This is a genomic window from Streptomyces glaucus, assembly GCF_039533365.1.
In the GTDB taxonomy this organism is placed as follows: Bacteria; Actinomycetota; Actinomycetes; order Streptomycetales; family Streptomycetaceae; genus Streptomyces; species Streptomyces glaucus.
Genome location: NZ_BAAATK010000001.1, coordinates 278,648 through 305,029 on the forward strand (window position 1 = coordinate 278,648; position 26,382 = coordinate 305,029).

At 73.2% G+C, this 26,382-nt stretch carries 22 protein-coding genes and 2 pseudogenes; 12 read left to right on the top strand and 12 right to left on the bottom strand.

Annotated features, from left to right (window positions below):
* The first annotated feature begins 133 nt into the window (after positions 1 to 133).
* The 4 genes from ABD363_RS01245 to ABD363_RS01260 all read left to right on the top strand — a co-directional run bounded on the left by ABD363_RS01245 (position 134) and on the right by ABD363_RS01260 (position 3,696).
* Positions 134 to 616, top strand: coding sequence for a single-stranded DNA-binding protein (locus ABD363_RS01245; RefSeq protein ID WP_344599435.1), 483 nt, complete (start codon positions 134 to 136; stop codon positions 614 to 616).
* Positions 617 to 877: 261 nt separating this feature from the next.
* Positions 878 to 2,287, top strand: a complete 1,410-nt coding sequence (locus ABD363_RS01250) for a Cys-Gln thioester bond-forming surface protein (RefSeq protein WP_344599436.1) — start codon at positions 878 to 880, stop codon at positions 2,285 to 2,287.
* A gap of 639 nt (positions 2,288 to 2,926) precedes the next feature.
* A complete protein-coding gene (locus tag ABD363_RS01255; protein ID WP_344599437.1) occupies positions 2,927 to 3,394 on the top strand; it encodes a hypothetical protein in 468 nt (155 codons plus the stop codon).
* A complete protein-coding gene (locus ABD363_RS01260; RefSeq protein WP_344599438.1) occupies positions 3,391 to 3,696 on the top strand; it encodes a transcriptional regulator in 306 nt (101 codons plus the stop codon). Before ABD363_RS01255 ends, ABD363_RS01260 begins: the two co-directional genes overlap by 4 nt.
* Before the next feature lie 140 nt (positions 3,697 to 3,836).
* Here ABD363_RS01260 and ABD363_RS01265 read toward each other — a convergent pair whose 3' ends face one another.
* Entirely contained in the window at positions 3,837 to 4,178 is a 342-nt protein-coding gene (locus ABD363_RS01265) for a peptidase M16 family protein (protein WP_344599439.1), read from the bottom strand.
* Between the two features lie 886 nt (positions 4,179 to 5,064).
* The gene (locus ABD363_RS01270; protein ID WP_344599481.1) at positions 5,065 to 5,505 is read right to left on the bottom strand and encodes a hypothetical protein; all 441 of its coding nucleotides are present in this window, start codon (positions 5,503 to 5,505) and stop codon (positions 5,065 to 5,067) included.
* 720 nt (positions 5,506 to 6,225) lie between these two features.
* On the opposite strand from ABD363_RS01270, the gene ABD363_RS01275 reads away from it, so the two are divergent.
* Positions 6,226 to 6,567 carry a hypothetical protein gene (locus ABD363_RS01275; RefSeq protein WP_344599440.1) on the top strand — a complete coding sequence of 114 codons (342 nt, stop codon included), beginning with the start codon at positions 6,226 to 6,228 and terminating at the stop codon, positions 6,565 to 6,567.
* A gap of 96 nt (positions 6,568 to 6,663) precedes the next feature.
* Entirely contained in the window at positions 6,664 to 8,973 is a 2,310-nt protein-coding gene (locus tag ABD363_RS01280; RefSeq protein WP_344599441.1) for a tetratricopeptide repeat protein, read from the top strand.
* 355 nt (positions 8,974 to 9,328) lie between these two features.
* Here ABD363_RS01280 and ABD363_RS01285 read toward each other — a convergent pair whose 3' ends face one another.
* From ABD363_RS01285 to ABD363_RS01295, 3 genes and pseudogenes are all read right to left on the bottom strand, one after another.
* Positions 9,329 to 9,679: a helix-turn-helix domain-containing protein gene (locus ABD363_RS01285; RefSeq protein WP_344599442.1), complete on the bottom strand. Its 351-nt coding sequence runs from the start codon at positions 9,677 to 9,679 to the stop codon at positions 9,329 to 9,331.
* A gap of 10 nt (positions 9,680 to 9,689) precedes the next feature.
* Positions 9,690 to 10,049 carry a type II toxin-antitoxin system RelE/ParE family toxin gene (locus tag ABD363_RS01290; protein WP_344599443.1) on the bottom strand — a complete coding sequence of 120 codons (360 nt, stop codon included), beginning with the start codon at positions 10,047 to 10,049 and terminating at the stop codon, positions 9,690 to 9,692.
* Positions 10,050 to 10,606: 557 nt separating this feature from the next.
* Positions 10,607 to 10,902 (bottom strand): annotated as a pseudogene (locus tag ABD363_RS01295) (hypothetical protein).
* 503 nt (positions 10,903 to 11,405) lie between these two features.
* Between ABD363_RS01295 and ABD363_RS01300 the strand changes: the two are divergent.
* From ABD363_RS01300 to ABD363_RS01315, 4 genes and pseudogenes are all read left to right on the top strand, one after another.
* Positions 11,406 to 11,922: pseudogene (locus tag ABD363_RS01300) on the top strand (UTRA domain-containing protein); the annotation flags it as partial.
* A gap of 333 nt (positions 11,923 to 12,255) precedes the next feature.
* Positions 12,256 to 13,920, top strand: a complete 1,665-nt coding sequence (ettA, locus tag ABD363_RS01305; RefSeq protein WP_344599444.1) for an energy-dependent translational throttle protein EttA — start codon at positions 12,256 to 12,258, stop codon at positions 13,918 to 13,920.
* 2 nt (positions 13,921 to 13,922) lie between these two features.
* On the top strand, positions 13,923 to 14,339 hold the full coding sequence (locus tag ABD363_RS01310) for an acyl-CoA thioesterase (RefSeq protein ID WP_344599445.1): 417 nt from the start codon (positions 13,923 to 13,925) through the stop codon (positions 14,337 to 14,339).
* Positions 14,336 to 15,007 carry a DUF8185 domain-containing protein gene (locus ABD363_RS01315; protein ID WP_344599446.1) on the top strand — a complete coding sequence of 224 codons (672 nt, stop codon included), beginning with the start codon at positions 14,336 to 14,338 and terminating at the stop codon, positions 15,005 to 15,007. The genes ABD363_RS01310 and ABD363_RS01315 overlap by 4 nt, the downstream gene beginning before the upstream one ends.
* Positions 15,008 to 15,343: 336 nt before the next feature.
* On the opposite strand, the gene ABD363_RS01320 is transcribed toward ABD363_RS01315, so the two are convergent.
* Positions 15,344 to 15,748 (bottom strand): globin, encoded by a 405-nt coding sequence (locus ABD363_RS01320; protein WP_344599447.1) that lies wholly within the window; start codon positions 15,746 to 15,748, stop codon positions 15,344 to 15,346.
* 192 nt (positions 15,749 to 15,940) lie between these two features.
* On the opposite strand from ABD363_RS01320, the gene ABD363_RS01325 reads away from it, so the two are divergent.
* On the top strand, positions 15,941 to 16,957 hold the full coding sequence (locus ABD363_RS01325) for a methyltransferase domain-containing protein (protein ID WP_344599448.1): 1,017 nt from the start codon (positions 15,941 to 15,943) through the stop codon (positions 16,955 to 16,957).
* 13 nt (positions 16,958 to 16,970) lie between these two features.
* On the opposite strand, the gene ABD363_RS01330 is transcribed toward ABD363_RS01325, so the two are convergent.
* The 4 genes from ABD363_RS01330 to ABD363_RS01345 form a co-directional block, all read right to left on the bottom strand.
* Positions 16,971 to 18,227 (bottom strand): FHA domain-containing protein, encoded by a 1,257-nt coding sequence (locus ABD363_RS01330; protein WP_344599449.1) that lies wholly within the window; start codon positions 18,225 to 18,227, stop codon positions 16,971 to 16,973.
* 117 nt (positions 18,228 to 18,344) lie between these two features.
* Positions 18,345 to 19,727 (bottom strand): vWA domain-containing protein, encoded by a 1,383-nt coding sequence (locus ABD363_RS01335; protein WP_344599450.1) that lies wholly within the window; start codon positions 19,725 to 19,727, stop codon positions 18,345 to 18,347.
* Between the two features lie 124 nt (positions 19,728 to 19,851).
* Complete coding sequence (locus ABD363_RS01340) at positions 19,852 to 21,171, bottom strand: PP2C family protein-serine/threonine phosphatase (protein ID WP_344599451.1); 1,320 nt, start codon at positions 21,169 to 21,171, stop codon at positions 19,852 to 19,854.
* A gap of 3 nt (positions 21,172 to 21,174) precedes the next feature.
* A complete protein-coding gene (locus tag ABD363_RS01345; protein ID WP_425577919.1) occupies positions 21,175 to 23,427 on the bottom strand; it encodes a serine/threonine-protein kinase in 2,253 nt (750 codons plus the stop codon).
* Here ABD363_RS01345 and ABD363_RS32520 point away from each other — a divergent pair.
* The gene (locus ABD363_RS32520; RefSeq protein WP_425577920.1) at positions 23,405 to 23,701 is read left to right on the top strand and encodes a hypothetical protein; all 297 of its coding nucleotides are present in this window, start codon (positions 23,405 to 23,407) and stop codon (positions 23,699 to 23,701) included. The genes ABD363_RS01345 and ABD363_RS32520 overlap by 23 nt on opposite strands.
* A gap of 57 nt (positions 23,702 to 23,758) precedes the next feature.
* On the opposite strand, the gene ABD363_RS01350 is transcribed toward ABD363_RS32520, so the two are convergent.
* Both ABD363_RS01350 and ABD363_RS01355 read right to left on the bottom strand, forming a co-directional pair.
* Positions 23,759 to 25,090 (bottom strand): hypothetical protein, encoded by a 1,332-nt coding sequence (locus tag ABD363_RS01350; protein ID WP_344599453.1) that lies wholly within the window; start codon positions 25,088 to 25,090, stop codon positions 23,759 to 23,761.
* Positions 25,091 to 25,309: 219 nt separating this feature from the next.
* On the bottom strand, positions 25,310 to 26,347 hold the full coding sequence (locus ABD363_RS01355; protein WP_344599482.1) for a glutamate ABC transporter substrate-binding protein: 1,038 nt from the start codon (positions 26,345 to 26,347) through the stop codon (positions 25,310 to 25,312).
* Positions 26,348 to 26,382 lie beyond the last annotated feature (35 nt).

The following is a 26,382-nucleotide window of genomic DNA, read 5'->3' on the forward strand; positions in this document are numbered from 1 at the left end:
CGGCCCGGCGGAGGCAGTCTGGCTGCGCGGCGATCGCGAAGGACGCGCTCGCCGCGGCGGACACAGCCGTACGGGACGGGCCCGTACACGCATCCGCCCGGGGCGTGCGCCCGGGCAGGGGAGGGATTCCGGGATGAACGAGACGATCATCTGCGCGGTGGGCAATGTGGCGACGCGGCCGGTGTACCGGGAACTGGCCGGCGGACCGTCCGCGCGGTTCCGGCTGGCGGTGACCCCGCGCTACCTGGACCGGGAGAAGAACGTGTGGACGGACGGGCACACCAACTTCTTCACGGTCTGGGCCGGCCGGCAGCTCGCCGTCAACGCGGCGGCGTCGCTGAACCTCGGCGACCCGGTCGTCGTGCAGGGCAGGCTGAAGGTGCGCACGGACGCCCGTGAGGGGCAGAACCGGCTGTCGGCGGAGATCGACGCGATGGCGATCGGCCACGACCTGGCGCGGGGCACGTCGGCGTTCCGGCGCGTCAGCAGGCCCGAGACGGCCGCCTCCCCGCCGCGGCCGGAGCCCGACTGGCGGACACCGGAGGAGGAGACCGGGGAGGCGGAGACCGGGGAGGCGGAGCCGCAACAGCCGTCCCTCTCCGCGGTGGTGACGTGAGGTCACCCGGTGCGCGCACCGGGGCGAACCGCGGCTCGTCGGCGCACGCGCACCGGGCGAGCCGGGTGGATTTGTCGACAAGTCCTGCTCGCGGGCGGTCCTGGCGATAACGATTCCGAGTCGGATCATCGCCCGGACAGCCCCACCGGGAAGCCGGGGCACGCCGCGTCCCTAGGATGCCGGGCATGGCCCTCGGGCCGAAGATTCTGCTGGTGGGACCGTACCCCCCACATCAACGGGTCCTGCTCGAAGGGGAATGTGGTGTTTGCATCGTTCTCTGCGCTCCCGGCGCGCGGGCGAGGGCCGGCCGGCCTCGCCGCCGCGACGCTGGTGTCCGGACTCGTCGCCGCCGGTGTGCTGGCCGGTGCCGGCACCGCCGCCGCCGACGGGACTCCGCAGAGCCAGGGCGGGGCGACCGCCACCATCGGCGGCCTGAAGACGTACGGCGCGGCCGTGGTGCACACCGACTCCGGGGATCTGGAGGTGTCGGCCGGCCTGTTCGAGATGGAGGTCGAGGGCGGCGGCATGCTGCAGACGTACTGCGTCGACCTCCACACCCCCACGCAGAAGGACGCCAGGTACCACGAGACCCCGTGGAGCGGGACCTCGCTGGGCTCGAACAAGGACGCCGGCCGGATCCGCTGGATCCTGCAGAACTCCTACCCGCAGGTGAACGACCTCGCGGCGCTCGCCGAGAAGGCCGGTGTCCGCGGCGGTCTCACCGAGCAGGACGCGGCGGCCGGCACCCAGGTGGCCATCTGGCGCCACTCGGACGACGCGGACGTCGACGCCGTCGACCCGCAGGCCGAGCAGCTCGCGGACTACCTGGAGAAGAGCGCCCGCGACCTGGCCGAACCGGAGGCGTCGCTGACCCTCGACCCGCCCGCGGTCTCCGGACGCCCCGGTGAGCGGCTCGGCCCGGTGACCGTGCACACCAACGCGGACGGCGTGACCCTGACGCCGCCGGCGGACGCCGCCACGAGCGGTGTGCGGATCGTCGACGCGAACGGCAGGGCCGTCACGTCCGCGGCGGACGGCAGCCAGGTGTTCTTCGAGGTGCCGGAGGACGCCGCCGCCGGCACGGCCGAGCTGACCGTGCAGGCCTCGACCACGGTGCCGGTCGGCCGGGCCTTCACCTCCGAGAGCCGCAGCCAGACCCAGATCCTGGCGGGCTCCAGCGAGTCGACGGTCTCGGCCACGGCGAGCGCGACCTGGGCCGGGACGGGCGCGATACCCGCGCTGTCCGCGGTGCGGAACTGCGCCGAGGGCGGCCTGGACATCACCGTCGCCAACGCGGGCGACGAGGCGTTCGCCTTCGACCTGATGGGAGCCGGGTACGGCATCGCGGCGGGCGAGTCCCGCACGGTGACGGTCCCGTTGCCGGAGGACCAGGCGTACGACTTCACGATCAAGGCGCCGAGCGGCTTCAAGAAACGTTTCACCGGCGTGCTCGACTGCCGGACGCAGGGTGCCGGAGGCGGCGAGTCCACGCAGACCCTCGGCGAGCCGAGCCCCGCCACGGCGGGCGGCGCGCCCACGGGCACCAACCTCGCCGAGACCGGCGGCTCGGGCGTCACCCCCCTGATCGCCGGCATCGCCCTCGCCCTGGTCGTGACCGGCGGCGCGACCCTGCTCGTCATCCGCCGCAAGGACACGCCGGTCCAGGACTGAACGGCACCGCCCCCTGCCGAGCCGACGGCGCGTGGCCGTGCGCTGACATTCCGAGCGACGCGGGACCCCGGTGGCCGGCGTCATCTCCCCGCGCGGCCGCCCGTGGGCCCGCCGCGCGGGTCCGCACGCAGGGGCGGCGGTGGGGGATTGCGATTCCGCAAGCGGTGCACGACTCCCGCCCGGTCCGGGTGTCCGCCCCGGCGCCGGAGGGAGGACCGGGTACGAGTCCGCGGGGGCGGCCGCATCGCGGGCGTCCGCGCGCTGGTCGCGGCCGGCATCGGCGAGTGCCCCGGCCGCACCGGCGGAACTCCGGGTCAGGGCCGCCCGACCGCATGCGTTTCCGCTTCCGGGTGCCGCTTGCCGGGCGGACCCTGGGGGAAGTCCACCGCGGCCCGAACCGGCAGTGGCGGCGCAACGTGACGAAGGCGGAGCAGGCCGGTGTGAAGATCGCGCGCGGCGCCCCGAGGACCTTCCGGCCTTCCCCGCCCCCTGCACCGAGACCGCCGGGCGCGGCCGGCATCCTGCACATCCTCGATGCCGCGAGCCGTCCGCGGGCCGTGCTTCTGGTCCGCGAGCGGGGCTGGATCCGACCCCGCCGAGATACTTTCCATGTTGGAAAGTCGGGGTAGGCTTTCCAACATGGAAAACATCAGGCCCGAAGGGCCCGCCGACGCCCGCGCCGCCCTCGACAGCGCCGCCGACGCCCGTGCCGCGGTCGCGGACCGCGCCGTCGCCCCCTGGTGGTACCACGCAGGGCTCGGCCTGGGTGTCGGCCTCGCCTTCCTCTCGATCGACGTCGGCGGAAGCATGGTGCCCACGGGCGTCCTCGTCGGCGGAGTGCTGCTGCCCGCCGCGCTCACCCTGACCGTCGCCCGCTCCCGGGGCGTCTCCGTCAACCGCTCCCTGTCCGCGCCGGGCACCCGTCAGCTCAACGGCCTGTACCTGATCACGCTCATCGTCCTCGGCGGGCTGGGCCTGGTCCTCAAGCTGGCCGCGGCCCTGCCGGGCGCCATGTCGGTGGCGGGCCTCGCGGCTCTGGCCTTCACCATCCACGTCAGCAGGCGCAACGACGACGCCCTGCGCCACGACCTCCTGCGCCGGCCATGACCGCGTCCGGTCTCGACGAGGTGATCCACCCGACGCACCGGCTGCGGATCTGCGCCATGCTCGCCGCGGTGGAATCCATGGAGTTCTCGGCGGTGCGCGACGCCCTGGGGGTGAGCGACTCCGTCCTGAGCAAACAGATGAAAGTGCTGCAGACGGCCGGCTACGCCACCGTCAGGAAGGCGCCCATGAACTCCCGGACCCACACCTGGCTCGCCCTCACCGACGCGGGCCGCGCCGCTCTCGCCGGACACCTGGCAGAGCTGCGGCGCATCGCGGCACTCGCCGACCCGGCGCAGCAGTAGCCGGACTCCCGCGCGACCCGGTGGCCGCGGGGGAGGGGAGACCGTACGACCCCGGTGTGCTCCTCGGCGGCACACCGGGGTCGTACAGCGGGGCGGTGCAGGGCCGCACGGCACGGCCCTCGTCGCGTGATACTTCGACGTCACCGCCGAGCGGACGCCCCCGCCCGTGCTCCGGGGAGCACCCCCGGCTTCGTGAACTCGCCCGGGGCGTCGGCGCCGAGCAGGACCGTGTCCATGGCGGCGGCGAACAGCGCACGGCCCGCCCGGGCCACGGTCTCGCCGGGCACCTCGTGCAGCAGCCGCGGAGGGCGCGGCAACCCCAGCGGGTCGCGCCCCGAGGCCGTCGGCCGGCGCAGCAGATCGGCCTGGGCGGCCGGGGAGTCGAACGCACCCGGCGCCTGGGCCGCGCAGAACTTCCGGGCGTCCGCCACTTCCGCGTCCCTGAACGGCTCCTCACCCGCCCGGCGCAGTTCCGCACGCACCCGGCCAGGGTCTCCCCGGCCGGGTGGGGCGCCACCCGCGCCCGGACGAAGGCCCGGGCGGTGTCCAGCAGGACGTCCCGCCCCGCGTGCACCTCGAAGCCCGCGCCCGTCACGCCGCGCATCCGGGCCACACGGCCGGAGCCGGCCGCGTCCGCACCGCCGGTTCCGGTGTCACCGAACGGCGGCTTCGGCCGGGTCCGGGCGCTGCCCGGACGCATGACCAGGACCGTCGCGGGCGTGGCCGCCAGTTCGCCGGCGGCAGCAGCGCGGTGACCACCAGGGCGTCGGGGTCCCTGGCGTCCGGCGGGCCGAAGAAACCGCAGCTCGTCCCGACCACGGGCGGACCGGGCGCCACCGGCCCCTGCTCGGCGGTGAGCCGGGCCACCACGGTCTGCGCCGGACAGCCCGGCAGATCCGTTCCCGGCGGACGTACGCGGCTGCGCGTACGCCCTCATCAACGACCAGGCGCTCTTCCGCTACCCGCCGCCGCATCCTGAGTCATGGGGCGGAGCCGCGGGAAGGCCGCTTTCCCCTGGGCGACGAGTACACGACCGAGGAGTACGAGGAGCTGCACGAGACCTTCGAGGCGCCGGACGCCTCCACGAAGCTGGTGGTGTGCCTCTCCTGCGCCGCCGACCCGGAGAGCGGCATCCACGTGATCCGTCGGGGAGACGCGCACCTCGAGCCGGACCCCACCTTCACCTGGCTCTACCGCGAACAGCTGCGGTGGCGACCCGGCTTCTTGAGCGAGCGGATCCGCCACCGGGCCGCCCAACGCCGACCGACACCGACAGAAGCCCACGGCATCTGAACTGGTCAGAACCGTGGGCTTCCTCATGCCCGCCGGCAGTGCGAGTCGTGCCACAAACGCTGCGGCCCGCGAATCTCAGAGCGCCCACCAGCAGAACAACCGGAACCCTGCCGACCGCGCCCGGTCGGCCAGCCCGCCAAGTTGGACCAGTGCTTCCAGCGCGGTCTCAGGGGCGACTCCGGACTGCCGCAGTTCATCGGTTTCGGCCCACCGCCCAGCGGCGTCGATCAGGGATGTGTGCGAGGCCGACGCCAGCGCCTCCTGCAGACTGTCGGAAACGCTGAGGACGAACGCGCTCTCGGCTTCCGGGGACGACAGCACCTGTCCAGAGCGAGGCCGCTCCGAGGCCTCCTCGTAAGTGCACCCGGTGAGGATCGCTTCCAGGCGAGCCATCACCACCACCGGATCGAACCCTTTGAGCGGGACCACATCAAACGCAGACCGGTGAGGGCCACCGGGCTGGTCCAGCACTCGGACGGCGGCATCGTCGTCGGAGGCCGAAAAGTACTCGCACATGACCACGAGGTGATCCTTGCACGCGGAGCCGGCGAAGCGACACGCCGACGCCTTGGCGGGGCCCCACCCCCTACGAAGGCCAGCGAGCGGCTGGGCCGAGTGATCAGCACCCTGGATCGCTCGCTGGGCAGCGACCAGGCTGGCCTTCCCGCCGCTTCGCCGCAGGTCAGCGCAGCAACCGCCGTCAAGGAAACCGAGCTTCCCAAGCTGAGGGCTCGGCCGGTTGCCGCCGTCGGGCGCTGGCCGTCGAAACAGGCAGCGTGGCTGAGGCCGGCGAGGGTGCAGCGAGGCACACGCGTGCGTGGTCGGTCGGCGCATCCGCCGTCGTGACGGGCTGTCGTCGGCTGAGGTTCGGACCGGGCGCATCGAGGGCGCTGGCCATCAGCCGAGTGCGGCGGAGCTGGGCCGTCCCTGGGCCGTCCGGGGTCGCTCGACAGTGGTCGATGACGGCCGACGACGACCACCAGGCGCATGGGACCACTGTCCCTGAGCAGGAAAAACGCAGGTCATCAAGATCCCCGACAAGACCTGGGGCAAGAAGACGGGTCGTCACTCGTCTTTTGATGCTTCGCCGCTCGGGGTGACGTGGTGTCGCGTGTTGGCCGGGGTTTGTGGGTTCGTACGGTGGGCGGGGGGCTGTGCGTGCCAGCATGGTCGGTCCGGAGGCTCATGGCGGATCTTTCTCGGGGGTGGGTTGTGCGGGCTGCTGTGCGGTGGCTGGTGGCGGTGGTGGGTTCGGCGCTGGCGTTCGCCGGGGTGGCGGTGCCGTGGGCGGTGCTGGCCGAGGGGGGTGATGATCCGTGGGATGTGATCGGTCCGGTGGCGGGTGTGGTGGCGGCGGGGGTGCTGGCGGCTCTGGGCTGGTGGGCGTCGCAGGCCGGCGGGGCCGGGACGCGCCGGGTGCGGCAGTACGCCCGCGGCGGGGGCCGCATTCGGCAGACGGGCGGCAGCCAGGGCGCAGGGGCCCGGGTGCCGGGTGGCGCGGTGCGGGAGGACGTGCGGCAAAAGGCCCGTTCCGAGGGTGCGGGGGACATCGATCAGGTCGGCGGGGACCGGGTTTGAGGCAAGGGGGCGGGGATGGTGTCGGCTGGCTCGGGTCAGCGGCGTACGCGGCAGACGGCGCGGGCCCACGGGGATGTGATGCAGGTGGCGGGGGATATGCATGTGTATCCCGCGCCGGTGCGGGGTTCGTCGGCCGAGTGGCCGGTGTGGGTGGGGGATGTGCCGCGTCCGGCCGCGGCTTTCCAGCCGCGTACCCAGGTGCGCAAGAAGGTGAAGGCGGCTCGTGGCGAGGGCCGTGATGTGGTGCTGTCCGGCCTTGGCGGGGTGGGCAAGAGCCAGCTCGCGGCGTCGCTGGCGCGGGAGCTGCGGGATCAGGAGCGTTCCGGTGAGGCCGGGCTGGACGTGCTGGTGTGGGTGCGCGCCACCAGCATTGATCAGGTCATCAGCGCGTATGCGGAAGCGGCCGGCCGGTTGCAGCTTCCCGGAGCGGTCCCGGACGACGAGGACGAGGCGGCGCGGCGGTTTCTGCGGTGGCTTGCGGCGACCGGGCGGCGGTGGCTGGTGGTGCTGGACGACATCAGCGACCCGGTTGCCGTCCGGCAGTGGTGGCCCGACAGCGGGAGCGGCCGCGGCTGGGTCCTGGCCACCAGCCGCCGTGAGGACGCCCAGCTCAGCGGCCAGGGCCGCGCCCTGGTCCGGATCGGCCTCTACACCGATGCCGAGGCCCGCGCCTATCTGAAGCGTCGGCTCACCGATGCCAGCCACGCCCACCTGCACGACCCCGACCGGGCGGACGAGATAGCGGCCGAACTCGGCCACCTCCCTCTCGCGCTCGGCCACGCCGCCGCGTACCTGATCAACAAGCGGTGCACGATGGCCGACTACCTCGCCCTGCTGCGCGACACCGGCAGCCGGCTGGGCGAGCTGCTGCCGGCGAGCGCGGACACCGAAGGCTACGGCCGGCCCGTCACCGCCTCCCTGCTGCTCTCCCTCGACGCCGTCGAGGAAGCCGACACCAGCCACCTGGCCCGGCCCCTGCTCCACCTCGCCTCCCTCATGGACCCCCTCGGCCACCCCGCCACCGCATGGACCACACCCCAAGCCCTGGACCACCTGCGCACCGCACGCCCCCCACAGCGCCGCCGGCTGCGCAAACACCACCCGCCCGTCACCGAAACGGAAGTACACAACGCCCTGGAACACCTGCGCACCTACGCCCTGATCACCCAGGACACCGCCACCGCCCCCCTGCGCATGCACGCCCTGACCGCCCGCGCCGTCCGGGAAACCATCCCAACCGGCCTACTGCCCGCCACCGCCCGCACCGCCGCCGACGCCCTCACCCGCCTGTGGCCCCGCCACGACCACGAAAACCGGGAACTGGCCGCCCTGCTGCGCGCCAACGTGGTCCACCTCGACCAGCTCACCCGCCCGGCCCTGTGGCAGCCCACCATCCACCCATGCATCTACAAGGTCAGCAGCGGCCTCATCGAAGCGGGCCTGTACCACCAGGCGATCGAGTACGACGAAACCGTCCTCCGCCTCAGCAGCCGCATTCACGGCCCCGACCACCCCGACACCCTCAGTGCCCGCCACAACCTCGCCGTCTCCTACAGTGCTGCCGGGCGCGTCCAGGACGCCCTCGACCTGCGCGAGCGGGTCCTGGCCGACCGGGAGCGGGTCCTGGGTCCCGACCATCCCGACACCCTCAGTGCCCGCCACAACCTCGCCGCTTCCTACAGTGTTGCCGGGCGGGCCCAGGAAGCCCTCGACCTCGGTGAGCGGGTCCTGGCCGATCGGGAGCGGGTCCTGGGTCTCGACCATCCCGACACCCTCACTGCCCGCCACAACCTCGCCACCTCCTACGGCGATGCCGGGCGGGTCCAGGACGCCCTCGATCTGCGCGAGCGGGTCCTGGCCGATCGGGAGCGGGTCCTGGGCCCTGACCACCCCGACACCCTTAAAGCCCGTAACAACCTCGCCGCCTCCTACAGCGATGCCGGGTGCATTCACGACGCCCTCGACCTCGGTGAGCGGGTCCTGGCCGACCGGGAGCGGGTCCTGGGCCCCGACCACCCCGACACCCTCAGAGCCCGCCACAACCTCGCCGTCTCCTACGGTGCTGCCGGGCGGGTCCAGGACGCCCTCGATCTGCGCGAGCGGGTCCTGGCCGACTGCGAGCGGGTCCTGGGCCCCGACCACCCCGACACCCTCACTGCCCGCCACAACCTCGCCGTCTCCTACGGTGCTGCCGGGCGGGTCCAGGAAGCCCTCGATCTGCGCGAGCGGGTCCTGGCCGATCGGGAGCGGCTCCTGGGCCCCGACCACCCCGCCACCCTCAGAGCCCGCAACAGCCTCACCCGCGCCCGTGAGGCTGCGGCAGCTGTACAGCAACCGGATACAGCAACTCCAGCCACCGCCCCCGACCCTCAACCTCCCTCAGACACTCCCGAGCAACCGGTATGACCGTCCCCGACCGGTCTCCGTACAGCTACGGATCAGAAGGCTTCTGACATCCACGACGCTGGACGGGAGCGTACGCAAGCGCCCCTGCCCAACCGTCGTACCAGTCGACGACAGCTCCGAACCGCGCTCGGATCGAACTTCTAAAGCGGGTGTCGCAGGTTCGAATCCTGCCGAGGGCACAGGAAAAGGGCCGGCTCAGGAAAGGTTTCCTCTCAGGCTGGCCCTTTGTCGTGCCCAGGCACCGAGCCCCTCGCCCGGCCCGGTACGGGGCAGAGCAAGAGCAGCCCGGGAGAAACCCCTGACCGTCCCGACTCCGGGCGCTCACGGTCGCGCCAGACCCGCCGCCCGGAGACGACTACGCCGCCGCACTGCCCTGATGGCCACTGGCCGGCATGCGTAGGGTGTGGTCGCCGAAGTCCGCGACCAGATCGAGCCTTCCCCCGAGCGCCTCCACGTAGCGGGCGATGACATCCAGAGTGGCCCCCTCACCGTGTTCGATCTGGGAGATCCGGGCGACGCTGACTCCCATCCGAGTCGCCACGTCCCGCTGGGTCAGCCCTGACTGCTTGCGCGCCTCGGCGAGCTGGTGGCCACGCGCCTCGGCGAGAAGCCGGCGAGAACCTGCCTCCACCTCGGCGGGCTCCACACCAGCCGCGTACAGCTCCTGCTCCAGAGTTTCCCAGTCCTGCGCAGCCTTCTTGGGCATGACTACTCCCTCAGTCCTCGTCGCCGACGTAATCGTGGTAGAGCTGCTCGGCCAGTGGAATGTGGTCGCGGTACCAGCGATCCCAGTTTCCGGCCTTGTCACCACCCAGGAGCAGCAGGGCCGAGCGTGTCGGATCAAAAGCGAAGATGATTCGGATTTCAGTACGCCCGCCCGATCCCGGCCTCAGCTCTTTCAAATGATGCAGCTCCGAGCCCTTCAACCGGTCCACGAGAGGGCGTCCCAAGGCCGGTCCCGCTTCGCGCAGGGCAGCCACAGCCTGCGCGACTTGAGAGGCCGAGCTCAGATCCTCCTTGATCAGAAGCCTGAACCACTCCGCGTACTCATCGGTGACCTTGATCGCCCAGCTCAAGAGGACTCCCTTCGACACCGATACCGACCTTAAGGTTCTCCTTAAGTGTCGGCAAGCGTCGACAGCCCGTCGTCACATACGGAGCCCGCAGGGTCCCCCCATGGTGACTGTGATCGTCCACGAGTGGAGCGGCGAGGAAAGGTGGAGAGCGCTCGACTCCTCTGAGGCCCCCGGCATCTGCTTCGGCTGTTGCACCGGCATCCAGATGGCCGGCTTCCGCACCCTGCCGCTCGGGCAGCAGGTTGATCTCGCTCGGGAAGTCCCCGACTCCAAGCAGGATGGGCATGATCACCGCGCGGTGAGCGTCCTGCCCAAGCCTGTCCGACATCCGCACCTGACATCAACGACGGTGCACGACCACGGCCCTCAACGGTCCGCCGTGTCACCGCACCCTTCACCGGGGCATGCAGCGGCACCTGTTGATCGAACTCCTAAAGCAGTGGCCACAAGCTCAGCCTTACCGCGGGCGTGCCAAGTGCACGCCGGACGGGAACAGGGAGTCCCGGACCGGCTCCGAGGCTCCCTGCCGTACTACACATGGTTGCTGCTCAGACCCCTCACGGGTGCCCAGGGGCAGCTGGCCTGCCTCCGCGGCTCTTCGCTGCACGCAGCACATCCCGCAAAGCGCTGGTCAACTGGGCGGCAAGAAGGTGCAAGCCCTTTAAATCTTTGGTGTTGTTGTCGAGTATCCGACGTGCATGCTCCAGCAGTCGGGATGCCGTCCCGAGCTGGAACGCCTCGATGTGGTCCGCCAGACGGGACACGCAGCCGCCTTGGTCGTCGGTGCTCAGGTAGCACGGTTTGCCGTCCGGCCCCACCCATGGAGAAGTCCCAGCTCATCCTGTGTCGTCACCTCCGAGCTCTGACTGGTCGGATACCGAGTGGCACAGGCAACCGCAAGCCTCGTAGATCGAGGGGAGGTCGACCGGCGCCAAATCCGGAGTGGACTCCACGCAGGCGTGGTGCGTGCCGATCTGGCAAGCAGCCGAGCGGTACGAGGTGGCTGAAGTGTCCGGGCCAAGAGTCTGCCGCCGCGAGGACATCAGTGAACCCCCAGGAGAGCCGACCAGGTGTCGGTCGGCAGGCAGGGAGCAACGACGGCCGTCGGGTGCCGTCGGGCACGCTCTTCATGCACCGGTACGTACGGACGAGTGCAACTTCCTCGCCCCTGGACGAGTGCGGGTGACTTGCCTTGTCGACGACTCGCGGCAGAACGTCTGTCGGCTCGTCGACGGATGCCGAGCCAGTGGGGGTGATCGGCGGCCGGGAGAGCCTTGAGGTGTGGCGGTGCCTGCCCTTGGGGAGATGCCGTGCTCTGGTGAGAGCCACGGCACGGCGGATACGGTTGGACACGCTGGTCAGCTCCTGTCGCTCACGTATGTCGCCGAACCCCGGCAGCGGGTGCGGATCGTCCGGTCGTCGGCGCGCGAGCAGCCCGACGGGCCGCCCTTCCGTGCGGACATGAAGGCCGTGGGCAAGCAAGGCGACTGGGAGAGCGGGACCGACGCCAAGGTGCCGGCCCCGGCCGGCATCGCGGCCCGGCTGGGCATCGCCGAGGGTGACCCGTGTGTCAGGACGACGTACGAGTTCCTGGCCGGCGGCAGGCCGGTGCAACTGTCGACGAGCTGGGAGCCGTACGACCTCACCGCCGGCACTCTCGTCGTCCTCCCTGAAGGAGGGCCGCACGCCGGAGCCGGAGCCGCGACAGGCGGCCGCCGAAGAGGCCTCGCTTCCGGGCATCCAGAAGGCGGCGCTCGTCACGCACATCCGGCGGACGTACTACAGCGACGACGGGCGGCCCGTGGAGACGGCGGACATCGTGGTGCCCGCGGCCCGCTGCGAGATCGTCTACGAGATCCCGGTCAACCGGTAGGCGCACGTCTTTCGAGTGCGGGCTACGGCAGTCCGCTGAGTGCGGCGGCGTCCTCGAGCGGCGACGGTGGTCATCCCTGCGATCACGCGTGGTAGTGGCGGAGCTCCCTCCGGTGCGGGCTGCCGAATGATCGTCTCTGGGCCGTCTCCGGGCCGTGCGAGGGCGCCCGAGGCCGACCGTCGATGACCGGCGGTGACGAACGAGTCCCGGCCTCAACCACGAATCCCCAGGTCAGAGCCCACCGACCGCACGCGTTTCCGCCCAGGGGTGGCCGTACGGCAAGATGGGGTGTATCTGCCCACTGCCAGATTTCAAGCTGCCGGACGGTTTCTCTTGGCTGAGTTCATTTACACCATGCGCAAGGCGCGCAAGGCGCACGGCGACAAGGTGATTCTCGACGACGTCACCCTGAACTTCCTGCCGGGTGCCAAGATCGGCGTCGTCGGTCCGAACGGTGCCGGTAAGTCCACCGTCCTCAAGATCATGGCCGGGCTGGAGCAGCCGTCCAACGGCGACGCCTTCCTGTCCCCCGGCTACAGCGTCGGCATCCTGCTGCAGGAGCCGCCGCTGAACGAGGAGAAGACCGTCCTGGAGAACGTGCAGGAGGGTGTCGCCGAGATCAAGGGCAAGCTCGACCGGTTCAACGAGATCGCCGAGCTGATGGCGACCGACTACTCGGACGCCCTGCTGGAGGAGATGGGCAAGCTCCAGGAGGAGCTGGACCACGCCGAGGCCTGGGACCTCGACGCCCAGCTGGAGCAGGCCATGGACGCCCTCGGCTGCCCGCCCGGCGACTGGCCCGTCACCAACCTCTCCGGTGGTGAGCGCCGCCGCGTCGCGCTGTGCAAGCTGCTCCTGGAGCAGCCCGACCTGCTGCTGCTCGACGAGCCCACCAACCACCTCGACGCCGAGTCGGTGAACTGGCTGGAGCAGCACCTGGCCAAGTACCCCGGCACCGTCGTGGCCGTCACCCACGACCGGTACTTCCTCGACAACGTCGCCGGCTGGATCTGCGAGGTCGACCGCGGCCGGCTGCACGGCTACGAGGGCAACTACTCCAAGTACCTGGAGACCAAGGCCGCCCGTCTGAAGGTCGAGGGCCAGAAGGACGCCAAGCGGCAGAAGCGGCTCAAGGAAGAGCTGGAGTGGGTGCGGTCCAACGCCAAGGGGCGGCAGGCCAAGTCCAAGGCGCGTCTGGCCCGCTACGAGGAGATGGCCGCCGAGGCCGACAAGATGCGGAAGCTGGACTTCGAGGAGATCCAGATCCCGCCGGGGCCGCGGCTGGGCAACGTGGTCGTCGAGGTGGAGAACCTCCACAAGGCCTTCGGCGAGAAGGTGCTGATCGACGATCTGTCGTTCACGCTGCCGCGCAACGGCATCGTCGGCGTCATCGGTCCGAACGGCGCGGGCAAGACCACGCTGTTCAAGATGATCCAGGGCCTGGAGACCCCGGACTCCGGCACCATCAAGGTCGGCGACACGGTCAAGATCTCCTACGTCGACCAGAGCCGCGAGAACATCGACCCGAAGAAGACGCTGTGGGAGGTCGTCTCCGACGGGCTCGACTACATCAACGTCGGCCAGGTCGAGATGCCGTCCCGGGCGTACGTGTCGGCCTTCGGGTTCAAGGGTCCGGACCAGCAGAAGCCGGCGGGCGTGCTCTCCGGCGGTGAGCGCAACCGGCTGAACCTGGCGCTGACCCTGAAGCAGGGCGGCAACCTGCTGCTGCTCGACGAGCCGACCAACGACCTCGACGTCGAGACCCTCTCCAGCCTGGAGAACGCGCTGCTGGAGTTCCCCGGCTGCGCCGTGGTCGTCTCCCACGACCGGTGGTTCCTGGACCGCGTCGCCACGCACATCCTCGCCTACGAGGGCGACTCCAAGTGGTTCTGGTTCGAGGGCAACTTCGAGTCGTACGAGAAGAACAAGATCGAGCGGCTCGGCCCGGACGCGGCGCGTCCGCACCGCGCCACCTACAAGAAGCTGACCCGGGGCTGATCTTGCGGCACCTCTACCGCTGCCCGCTGCGCTGGGCGGACATGGACGCGTACGGCCACGTCAACAACGTGGTGTTCCTCCGCTACCTGGAGGAGGCCCGTATCGACTTCCTGTTCCGCCCGGACAAGGACTTCCAGCAGGGGTCCGTGGTGGCGCGCCACGAGATCGACTACAAGCGGCAGCTGGTCCACCGGCACGCGCCCGTGGACATCGAACTGTGGGTCACGGAGATCCGGGCGGCGTCCTTCACCCTCGCCTACGAGGTGAAGGACGACGACCGGATCTACGTCCGCGCGAAGACCGTCATCGTGCCGTTCGACTTCGAGCAGCAGCGGCCGCGCCGGATCACCGACGAGGAACGCGCGTTCCTCAAGGAGTACATGGACGACGCCTCGGAGCAGGGGGCCGTCGCCGCATGACGGTGCTCCACCTCGCCGACGAGGGGGAGGCGGCGGATCTCGCGGCCTTCCTCTCCCGGCTGCTCCACTACGACCGTTCGGCCGCGGTGCGCCTGCAGGCGGCCGGCACGGCGCTCGCCGTCTTCGGGCGGCCGCCGTCCTTCGAGGTGCTGGCGATCCGCGCGGTACGGCTGGCGAAGCCGTACGAGAACGGGCTCGACGTCACGCTGGACGTGACCGTGTCCGCCGGGGAACTGCTGGAGACGGTGGACGAGGCGGCGGTCACCGCGGCCGTGCCGGCCTCGGTGACCGGCCCGCCGTGGGCGGGCCTGCTGCCGCCGCGGGGCGGCTGGCGGGCCGAGCCGGGGCTGCCGGCGCCGGACGCGCTGCGGGCGCTCGTCGCCGCCGCGGTCGGCGAGTTCCGGTCCCGGACGCAGGAACTGCCGCCCGAGGGGCGTACGCGGGCCGAGCTGGACCGGATCGGCCGGGAGATCTGGTCCCGGACGGTCGGGGAAGCCCGGCTTCCGGTGCGGGCCGTGCACGCGGCGCAGTCGCTGGGGTTCCTGCGGCCCGGTGAGCGGGAGATCGGGCTGTTCTCCTCGGGGGCGTGGCTGCGGCTGCGCACGCCGTACGGGTCGGTGGCGGTCCGGCAGGGCGGCGTCGGAGCGCTGGGGCTCAGCGTGCGCTGAGCCCCGCCCGGCTCCGCCCGGCCCCGTCGGCCGGCTCCTCCGCCTGTCGTCCGCGCCGCGTCGGCCGGCTCCTCCGCCTGTCGTTCTCACCTCGTCGGCCGGTTTCTCCCCTGTCGTCCGCGCCCCGTCGGCCGGGTTCCTTCCCCCGTCGTTCCGGCTGCCGTCCGGCCGCCCGGTGAGGGGCCCGTTCCGGTTCCGGCGCCAGTGGGCGCGCGTGCCCGGGGGCCGGGTGCGCCCGGCGGGTGCCGGGGACGGCCCGCGCGGTCCGGTACGGCGGGGCGAGCGCGGGCGACGCCGCCGGCGGCGGACCGATGCCGAGGGGGTCCGAACGGGCCGTCAGCCCGGGGTGTTCACCATCGAGGCCGCCGCGTACGTCAGGTAGTTCCACAGGGTCCGCTCGTGCTCCTCGGACAGGCCGAGCTCGTCGACGGCGACCCGCATGTGCTTCAGCCAGGCGTCGTGCGCCGCCCGGTCGACCTGGAACGGGGCGTGGCGCATGCGCAGCCGGGGGTGGCCGCGGTTGGCGCTGTACGTGGTCGGGCCGCCCCAGTACTGGATCAGGAACAGCGTCAGCCGCTCCTCCGCCGGTCCCAGGTCCTCCTCCGGGTACATGGGCCGCAGGAGCGGGTCCTCGGCGACGCCCTGGTAGAAGCGGTGCACGAGCCGGCGGAAGGTCTCCTCCCCGCCGACCTGCTCGTAGAAGGACTGCTCCTGAAGCGTGCCGCGCCGAATCTCCGTCACGTGGGTCTGCCTCACCAATCTCATGCCGGTCCGCCCCGAGGCTGTTCGGCCGGGGGCCCGGGGATGGTCCCCGGGAAACGCAGTACGCCCTCCATGGTCTCAGACCGGGGGACGGAGGACTCGGGACGTACGACCCGGCTCCCGCGGGCCGGGGTACTCGCCTCGCGGCCCCGGCCGCAGCACCCTGGACCCATGGGCGGGCGCTTCCTGTACAAGGACGGCAAAGGTGACGAAGGCGACGGCGGCGGTCTCGACGAGGCGGCCGCGGCGGCGCGTGCCGCGCTGGTGCGGGAGATCGAGCTGAGCGGGGCCTGGGCGGCCGACCCGGTGTGGCGGGAGTCCTTCGCGGCGGTCCCGCGCCACCTCTTCGTGCCGTACTACTACGTCGGCGTCCTCGGCGGCTACGAACGCCGCTGGGGCGAGCACCCCGACCCGGTGGCCCGCGAGCGCTGGCTGCGCGGCGCCTACGCCGACGCCCCGCTGGCCACCCGGCTGCGCGACGGCGAGCTGGTCTCCTCCTCCAGTCAGCCCTCGCTGATGGCGACGATGCTGGCCGAGCTGGGGGTCGAGGACGGCGACCGGGTCCTGGAGATCGGCGCCGGCAGCGGCTACAACGCGGCCCTGCTCGCCCACCGGCTCGGCGACGACGACCTGGTCACCACCATCGACCTGGATCCGGAGATCACCGAGTCGGCCCGCCGGCACCTGGCCGCCGCCGGGTACCACCCGGTCGTCGTCACCGGGGACGGGGCGCGCGGCGTGCCGCAACGCGCCCCCTTCGACCGGATCATCGCGACCTGCGCCCTGCCCTCGATCCCGCCCGCCTGGCTCGCCCAGACCCGCCCCGGCGGCCGGATCCTCACCCCGCTCGCCACCGGCCTGGTCGTCCTGGAGGTGCGCGACGCCGGGCACGCCGAGGGGCGGTTCCTGGACACGCCCGCCTACTTCGTGCCGCTGCGCGGCCAGGGCGGTCCCGCGGCCGGGCCGGTGCCGCTGGGCGGGGTGCCGCAGCGGGCCAGGCAGCACGAGCTGTTCCGGTTCCTGCTGGCCCTGACCCGCGGCCGCCTCGACCCCGAGGAGGCGTACGCGCTGTGGGAGCGCGAGGGCATGCCCGGACGCGAGCGGTACGGCATCACCGTCAGCGACGGGCGCGAGTGGGCGTGGCTGGACGATCCGGAGGGGCCGTACGCCTGGCCCCTGCCGTCCTGATCCCGCTCCGGCCTCAGCCCCGGCGGATCGTGATCGTGGTCCAGGCGCCGACGTGCACCCGGTCCCCGTCCTGCAGCGGCACCGGCACGAACGGCTGGATCGGCTCCTCCGAGCCGTTGACCGTGGTGCCGTTCGTCGAGTTCTGGTCGACGATCGCCCAGCCGCCGTCCGGCTGCTGGACCAGCACCGCGTGCTGGTGCGAGACGCCCGGGTCCTCCGGCGGCACCGACAGGTCGATGTCGGGGGTGTCGCCGGTGGAGTGCCGGCGGCGCCCGATCGTGACCTGGTTGCCCGTGAGGGTGCGCTGCTGCTCCGGTGAGTACGCGGGCAGGTTCAGGCCCGCGGCCTCCGGGCCGGAGCGCTGCATCATCGCCATGAAGTACTCGCGGTCCGGGCCGATGGTCGCCGTCCAGGTCGCGGGCCGCTGCGGCGTCTGGGGCTGCTGGGGCTGCTGCGGCGACTGCGGGAAGCCGGGGGCGGGCGGAGGCGGAGGCGGGGCCTGGGTTCCGCCGGACTGCGGAGGACCGTAGCCCTCCGGCCGGCCGCCGGGGCCGCCGGGGCCCGCCGACGGCGGGGAGATCACCCAGTCGTCGTCGCCGCCGAAGGACGGGCCGCCCGGCTGCGGCCGGTTCGTCTCCTGCGGGAACGCGGGCGGAGCCGGCGGGCCGGACTGCCGGAACGCCTGCGGGGCGCCCCCCGGCGCGCCGGGACCGGGCGGGGTGGGGCCGGGCGGCGGCGGAACCGGCCGCGAGGGGGCGGCGCCGAAGCCGGGCGGGCTCGGCGGGCCGGACGGTCCGCCGCCGAAGGACGGGTTCGGCGGAATCGGTTCGGCGGGCCGGTTCACCTGCGACGGGCGCGAGCTCTGGTACTCGTACGCGTCACCGCCGTACGACGGTCCGGGCGGCTGCGGGAAGCGGGCGCCCGGACCGGGCGCGGGCGGGCGCGGGGCGGCCGGGGTGTACGAGGTCGCCGTGTTGGTCAGGAAGTTCCACCGGCACTCCTCGCAGAACGGCGCGCCGCCCTCGCGCGGCGTGCGGCACTGCGGACACAGCTCCGGCTCCGGAGCGGCGGACGGATGCGGGCGCCCGCCGGGACCGCCGGGACCGCCGGAGCCGCCGGGACCGCCGGAGCCGCCGGGCGGCGGGAAGCCGTATCCGCCGACGGGGGGCGGCGGGGGCGGGGGCGGCGGCACGGCACCGGCCATGCGGTGACCGCAGACCTCGCACCAGTCGTCGGAACCCGACTGGTGTCCGTTCGGGCAGGTCGGCATGTCGGCGCTTCCCCCTTTCCTTTTCCGGCCGGTCCGGCCGGATTTCTCCAACCCCAAGGGGTCAGGCTCGCTGTTCGTCAGAGTGTTGTGCGGTGGGTCGTGCGGGTCGTGCTCAGGTCACTTCTTTACACGAACGGTCTTCGTCGACCGGGTCTCCAGCGTCATCTCGTCGGCCTCCTCGACCTTCGCCTTCAGTCGCACAGTACCTGTCGCGGCGTCGACCACGTCCACCACCTTCGCAAGCAGTTTCGCAGTATCCGCGTTTCCGGAGGCGCCGGCGAGCTGAACGGCCCGGCCCAGTTCGGCCGTTGCTCCATCGATGTCGCCCGCTTTGCGAAGATCGAGTCCTTGCCGGATGGCCTGGGCCAGTTCGGCCTGCCCGGTGTAGTGGGCGACCTGGGGGTCGATCGAGGTGGAGGCGGCCGTGTCGTCGGTCCACACGGCCCGTACCAGGCCCTGGGCGCCGAGGTCCTGCGCGCTGCCCGCCCTGCTTTCGGCCGGGCCCGGGCGGGCGGCGTCCCCGGGCTGCGGGATCACCAGGGAGACCCGGGCGGCCAGCATCTCCCGGCCGATGTCCGCGGGCGGCACCTCCACGCGGACGTGGTAGTCACGGGACTCGTCGCCCCAGGAACCGGTGGGGTAGTCGCCGACGCGCGGGCCCGCCTCGGCGCGGCGGCCGGTCAGGTCCTCGACGGTGGGCGCGACCTGCTTGACGAACTTCACCGTGGCGCCGACGGGGGTCCACAGGCGCAGGGCGACGTCCGCTACCTCCTTGCCCATCGCCGTCTCCATCATCCGCGTGAAGTCCGCGGCGAGGCCGGCCGGGTCGGCGACGATGTCGGCGGTGCCGAGCAGGGCGGAGGCGATCCCTGTGACTTCTTTCACTTCCCAGTCGGTGCCCACGCCGCGGGCGTCGCAGGTGAAGCGCCCGGCGCAGGCGTCGAGGGCGGCCTTCAGGTCCCCGGGCGACTCGTGCTCGTTGCGGCCGTCGGTGAGCAGGATGCCGTGCCGGATGGCGACGTCCGCGGAGGACAGCAGGCGGTCGGCGAGCCTCAGCCAGGTGCCGATGGCCGTGCCGCCGCCCGCGCCGAGCCTGCGCAGGGCCCGCTTGGCCTGGTCGCGGGTGGTGGCGTCGGCGACCGCGAGGCGGCCGCCGCCCGGGTAGACCTCCTGGGCCACGTGCGTCCCGCCGATCACCGCGAAGTGCACGCCGTCGCGCAGGGTGTCGATCGCGGCGGCCGTCGCGTCGCGGGCGTTGCGCATCTTGGCCGGCGGGTGGTCCATCGACCCCGAGCAGTCCACCATGACCGCCACGGCGGCGGACGGGCCCCGGCCCGGCGCGTACGGGTGGGGCGCCGCGACCGCGCCCCCGATCGTGCCGCCCCCGGTCGCGGTCACGGTGACGATGGCGTCGACCTCGCGGCCGCCCTCCGGCAGGTACTCGTTCTGGTACACGTCCACCGAGAACTGCGGCACGTTCGGCTTCGAGAAATTGGCCATGCCCGATCGATCCCCCTTGGCGTCCTCACGAGGTGAGGAGACGACGGCGCGGACCGCCCGGTGCCGGGACGGCCCCCCTGCGGACCGCCCCCTGCGGTCCGTCGAGGCCTCCCCGCACGCGGCCTCAGGCCGATCCTGCCCCCTGCGGCGGGGCGGGGAACGGCAGGACGGCCACTGTTACGTTGTCGTGGCCCCCGCCGTCCAGGGCGTGGCCGACCAGGACCCGGGCGCTGTGCAGCGGGCGCACCGCGGCGTCGAGGGGCACGACCCCGGCCATCTCCTCGGCCGTCTCGGCGTAGTTCCACAGGCCGTCCGTGCACACCACCACCACACCCGGCCGGTCCGGCTCGAAGGAGGCGGTGTGCGGCTCCAGTTCGTAGGCGTCCGCGCCGAGCCAGCCGGTGATCGCGTGGGCGCGTTCGTCGGCGTACGCCTCGGCCTCGCTCATCAGGCCCGCGGCGACCATCTGCGCCGCCCACGAGTCGTCCTCGGTGAGCCGGGCCGGGGGCGCGCTCCGGTCCACCGGGATCCAGTAGACGCGGCTGTCGCCGACCCAGCCGACGACCAGCAGGCCGCTGGTCACCACCGCGCCGACCAGCGTGCAGGCCGGGGCGTTCTGGTGCGGGGCGTGCTCGCGGGCCGTGGCGGGCTCGTCCGCCAGCGCGTCGACGGCCCGCGCGGCGGCGACGATCGCGTCGTGCATGGCCTGCTGCGGGTGGACGCCCCGCGGGAGAGCGGCGAGCAGCGTCGCGCTCGCCGCCCTCGACGCCGCGAGCGAGGCGTCGTCCGGGCGGGTCGCGGAGGACACGCCGTCGCAGACGACCGCCACGGCCGCGGGGGAGCCGTCGGGCAGGACCGTGTGGCCGACGGCGAAGGCGTCCTCGTTGCGGTGGTGGCGCAGACCCCGGTCGCTGACCGCGGCGACCGGGCCGGACTCCTGTTCCAGGTGGTCGCGTTCGCGGGGCTGGGCGTGCCCGCAGTGCTCGCAGTAGCCGTCGCCGTCGACCCGGCCCGCGCGGCAGGCCACGCACACCCGGGCGCCCGCGGCCGGTGCCGCCAGGTCGGCGGCCACGCGCGGGTCGGGTGCCTGCAGGAGGTACTCGTCGGGCTCCGCGGGACGGTCGAAGCGGACACCGGAGGCGGCGGCCTCGGGGGCCGCGGGGCCTTCCGGGGCCGGGGCCTGAGGCGGCTGCGGCGGCAGGGGCGGCGGCGACGGTGGCTGCGGCGGCAGAGGGAGGCCGCCCGCGCCGGCGGGCGGCGCCGCGGGGGCGGGACGCCCCGCCGCCGGCGCGGGCACCGAGCCGTTCGGGGCGATCGTCGGGCAGTCCTCCGGCCGGGCGGGCACGGCGGACAGGTCGTATCCGCACGCCCCGCAGAAACGGTCACCCGACTCGAGGGGTTCCTCGCAGCTCGGGCAGGCGGACAACCGGGACATCTGCGACATCAATCACACCCACGTCCGAGGGCGGTAACGGTTGGCACGTTCCACCAGATCGATCCTCTCCTCGCCGCCCCGCGCCAGCCGGGCCAGCGTGCGGTACGAACGCTCCAGGCCGAACCGCAGGTCCCGTTCGTCCAGTCCGCTGCCGAGCAGAGTCCGTCCCCCGGAGGCGTAGGGGACAGAACCCCGGCCCCCGGAGAGTACCCAGTCCAGGGCGCAGCCGAGGACTTCGGCGGACAACTGCTCGCGGCGCGCCGGATCGAGACCGTACGCCTCCAGCGCCTCGACCTGCCGGGCGGCGGCGGTCAGGTCGTCCAGGAACAGGGGATCGGCCGCGGCGGCCGCGCGCTGTCTCAGCCGGGCCCGCACGGCCGCCACCCGCGCGGCCGTGCAGTGGACGGACGACTCCGGAACCGACTCCAGCGTGCGCACCGCACCGTGCCGGTCCCCGGTCGCCAGCCGGACACGGGCCAGCCCGAACGCGGCGCTCACCTGGCTCGGGTCGGTCGACCACACCAGCCGGTAGTACTCGGCGGCGTTGTCGAGCTGCCCCAGCACCTCCGCGCACAGCCCGAGCGCCAGCTTGGGGGCGATCTCGCCGGGGAAGGCGTCGTAGACCGCGTCGAAGGCGAGCGCCGCGCCCTCGTGGTCGCCGGTGACCAGCGCGGCCACGCCCCGGTACCACACGACCCGCCAGTCGTCGGGCTGCCGCGCCTCCACCGTCTCCAGGACCCGCAGCGCGGCGGGCGGGTCGCCGCTCTCCAGCAGGGCCCGGATCTGCCGCAGCCGGGTCTCGGTCGACGGCGCCGGCACGGCGGCCAGCGCCCCGAGCAGCTCCCCCGGCGCGGACGTCAGCAGGCCCGCGAGGAAACCGGCGTGCGGGTCGGCCGGGTCGACGTGCGGGACGGGCAGGGCGAGCGCGGCCGCGGGGGCGGGGACGGGCCGGACCAGGCCCGGCGGGCCGGCGGGCGCGTGCGGCCGTCCGGCGCCCGCGGGGAGCGCCGGGGACGCGGCGGGGGGCGGCGGGGCGACGGCGGCCCTGCGGCGCCACCGCCCCGGCGGCGCCGTCCGCGCGCCCAGCCGCGACACCTCGCCGTCCGGTTCCGGGAACAACTCCGTGTCCGGCACCCTCAGTTCGGGCCCGAACAGCGTGGACAGGGCGGGCCGGGCGCGGCCCGTCCGGAGCGACACCACCTCGCGCAGCACGCCCGTCAGCTGCTCGCTCATCTCCTGCGCGGAGGCGAACCGGCGGGCCGGGTCCGGATCGGTGGCGCGGACCAGCAGACGGTAGAACGACTCGTACCGGCGGAACACCTCGATGGTGTCGGGGTCGGGCAGCGAGTCGGCGTAGACGTTGGTGTAGCCCTGGAAGTCGAAGGTCAGCACCGCGAGCGTCCGGCCGACCGTGTACAGGTCGCTCGCCACCGACGGGCCGGCCCCGGCGACCTCCGGCGCCTGGTAGCCGATCGTGCCGTAGACGGCCGACTCCTCGTCGTCCATCCGGCGCACCGCGCCCATGTCGATCAGCTTGAGCTGGTCCTCGGTCTGGATGGCGTTGTCGACCTTGAAGTCGCAGTACAGCAGGTTGCGGCTGTGCAGGTGACCGAGCGCCTCCAGCGCCTCGATGCCGTACGCGCACGCCTGCTCCACCGGCAGCGGGTCCCGCCGGCCGTCCGGGGCGCGGCGGGCGTCGGCGATCTCCTTCAGCGACCTGCCGCCGACGTACTCCATGACGATGTAGCCGTCGAGGGAGCCGGTGCGCTGGTCGAGGTGCTCGACGAAGTTGTAGATCCGCACGATGTTGGCGTGCTCGATCTCCGCGAGGAAGCGCCGCTCGGAGATCGCGGCGGCCATCGCGTCCTGGTCGCCGGTGTCCAGCAGGCCCTTGAGCACCACCCAGCGGTCGGAGACCGCCCGGTCCACGGCGAGGTAGATCCAGCCCAGGCCGCCGTGCGCCAGGCAGCCGGCCACCTCGTACTGGCCGTGCACCACGTCGCCGGCCCTCAGCTTCGGCACGAACGAGTACGGGTGCCCGCACTTGGTGCAGAAGCCCTCCGTGCGGCCCGGGCGGCCCGCGCGGGCCCGGCCCACCGGCGCCCCGCAGTCCGACCGCGAGCAGAACCGCTTCCGCTCCGGCACCCGCGGGTCCCGCAGCACCATCGCGCGCGGGTCGGGCCGCGGGACCGGGGGCACCTCCACCAGGCCGGCGCCGAGCCGGCCGCGGCCGGAGGAGCCGGTGGCGGAACCCGAGCTGCGCACCGACACCGAGCGGCCCGCGGACCGGCCCGACCGCGAGCGCGACAGCCGTCCCGACACCGAACGCCGCGACCTCGACGACTGCGACGACGTACGCGCACCGCGGCTGCCGGAACGGGAACCGCCGCTGCCCGCCGAGCCCCCGCCGCCCGCCACGCCGGTCGGCGCCGAGCCGGCCAGGCCCCGCGCCGACACGACCGGGGCGAGACCGCAGGTGTCGCAGTACAGCTCGCCGCCGCCCACGTCCTCGTACGTCCCCGCGCAGCCGGGCCGCTGACAGGTGTGCCGCGCGGGACCCTCCGCCTGGCTCATGCGGCCGCCTCCCCCTCGTCGCTCACGCGTCGGCCTCCCTGCGGTCCCCGGGACCGCCGCCCGGTCCCGGCGCCCCCGGAGCGGGGCCCAGCAGCTCGGCCGCCGCCCGCTGGTAGCGCAGCACGGCCTGTTCGGCGACGCGCAGGTCGCAGGGCGCGCTCCACAGCATCCGCCGCGCCTTCTCGTACCTCTCGACCAGTTCGGGATCCTCCGCCAGACCGTGCCGGGCCACCTTCGCCCGGTACGCGTCGAGCCGGCCGCGCAGTTCGGCGCGGATCGCCAGGGGCGCGGTGACCGCGGTCAGCGACTCGCGGGCGCGCATCAGCTCGTCCTCCGCCTTCTGCTCCAGGGACTCCAGGAGCGGCGACAGGCGGTGCCACTGGGCCTGCCGGCGGTACTCGGCGGCCGTCGCCAGCTGCTCCTGCAGCGCGGTCGGCGGCCCGCTGACCACCGGCACCTCCGTCGCGGCGATCTTCGCCAGCACCTCGCCGCGCGCGGTCCGCGCCTCGGCCAGGGTGCGGTCCGCGCGGTTGAGGACGTCCCGCAGCCGGACGATCCGCTGCTCGGCGTCCTTGCGGACGGCGAGGACGGCGTCGATCTCCCGGCGCACGTCCTCCAGGGCGCGCGCCTCACGGTCGTACACCGTGGTGTCCGGCCTGCCGCCGCCCGGGGCCGCGCTGCCCTCGGCCGGGATCCAGAACGCCAGCGGGTCGGACACCACCTGCTCGCGCAGCCGGGTCAGCGTGCAGGTGATCCGCTCCAGGTCGTCGCCCGCCGGGTGCTCGCCGGGGCGCACGCCGACGGAGTGCGCGAGCCGGCGGGTGCGCCGGAGCTCGGCGGCGAGCAGATCGATGCGGGCGGGCAGCGCCGACCAGACCGCGTCGGCGGCGACGACCACGTCGAGCGACGACGCGTACAGCTCGTTCATCCGGTCGACGAGGGCGGTGAGCGAGAAACGCTCGCTCAGTCCGCCCGGGACGGCGCTCAGGGCGGGTGCGCCCGCGTGCGCGGAGCCGGCCACCGTGACGGACTCGCCGCGCAGCAGCTCCGTCAGCTCCACCAGGTCCTCGTGGCTGGACCAGCGGCGGCGGGCGCGGATCCGGCGGGCGGTGCGCAGGGTCTGCGTGTAGGCGTCGAAGTACGTCCACAGCAGCGTGATGGACGCCTCCGCGGCCGCCCAGCGTTCCTCGGTGACGCCCGTGAGCTCGGCGCCCTCCAGGAGCCTGCGGCCCGCGTGGTCCTGCAGCGCGAGGAGCGAGGTCTCGATCGCCTCGTGCTCCGCGCCGAGCCGCGCCAGCGCACGGTCCACCTCGTCCCGGTCCATCACCGGCCCGGCGGGCCCCGTGACGCCCATCGATCACCTCTCGCTGCGTGTTGTGTCGTGTGGGGGTGGGTGCGGATTCGGTTCGGCGGTCTTCCGAAAGGGTGCCCGGTGGTCTTCTCCGGGGGCTGTCGGCTGGTCCTCTCCGGGGTTGTCGGCTGGTCTTCTCCGGGGGGTTGTCGGCTGGTCCACCGGGTGCCGGGTCCCGGCTGGTTCCCGGTCGTGTTTCCCGGCGGTGTCCTTGACGGATAGTCAGTTCTCGCGCAGGTAAAGGGGTGTCGGCGGTTTCGAGGCCGCCGGGTCCCTGCCCAGTGTCGCCGACAGCCACCTGCCGTACGACCTCTGCCAGCCGTTCGCGGTGTCCTCGTGGTAGTCCACCAGGATCCGGTTGACCCGGCGGACCAGGTCGTCGGCGTCCCTGTGCATCGCCACACCGTAGAAATCGGTGGTGAAGGGCTCGCCCTTGAGTTCGACCGTCGGGTCCTGCGCGGCCTGGCTGGCCGCGAGCGCGCCGTCGGTGACCACCGCGTCGACCCGGCCGAGCTGCAGCCGCACCAGGCAGTCGAGCTGGTTGGGGACGGTGGTGGAGATGTCGGTGGAGGCGGGCAACTCGTTCGCCTTCCTGGCGGCGGTCAGCACGGCGTTCGCCGTGGAACCCTCCGCCGTGCAGACCCTCTTGCCGGCGAGGGTGTCGTCGTAGCCCGTGACGGGCGAGGACTTGGGGGCGAGGACCTGCTGGCCCGTCCGGAAGTACGGTGCGGAGAAGGCGACGTCCCGCAGGCGGTCGCAGCTGATCGTCATCGTGCGCACGACCATGTCGACCCGGCCCTGCCGGATCGCCGGGATGCGCTGGTCGGTGGGGATCGCCTTGAACTGCACCGCGTCCGGGTCGCCGAGGATGTCCTCGGCGATCCGGTGCACCAGGTCGATGTCGAAGCCCTCCAGCTTCCCGCTGGTGCCGCCGTTGGGGTCGCGGTAGCCCCAGCGGTAGCTGTTCTGGTCGACGCCGACGACCAGTTTGCGCTTCCCGCCCTCGCGGTTCCTGATCGCCTCGATCGTGGGGCCGTCCGCGCCGGACGGGGACAGGGTCTGCTTCTCCGGGTCCGCGCACTCCTCCCCGGCCCGGGCCTGGCCGCCCCGGGCGGCGCCCCGGCCGCCCGTGCCGCCGTCGTGGTGCGAGCGGGCCGCCGGCAGCAGCAGCGCGAGGAGCGCCGCCAGGGCGCAGACGACCGCCATCGCACCCACACCGCCCCAGCCCCTGAGGCCGGCCCGCAGCCGCCGCGCACGCATCGTCACGCCCCCTCTCACCGGCATCCCCGCCTCCG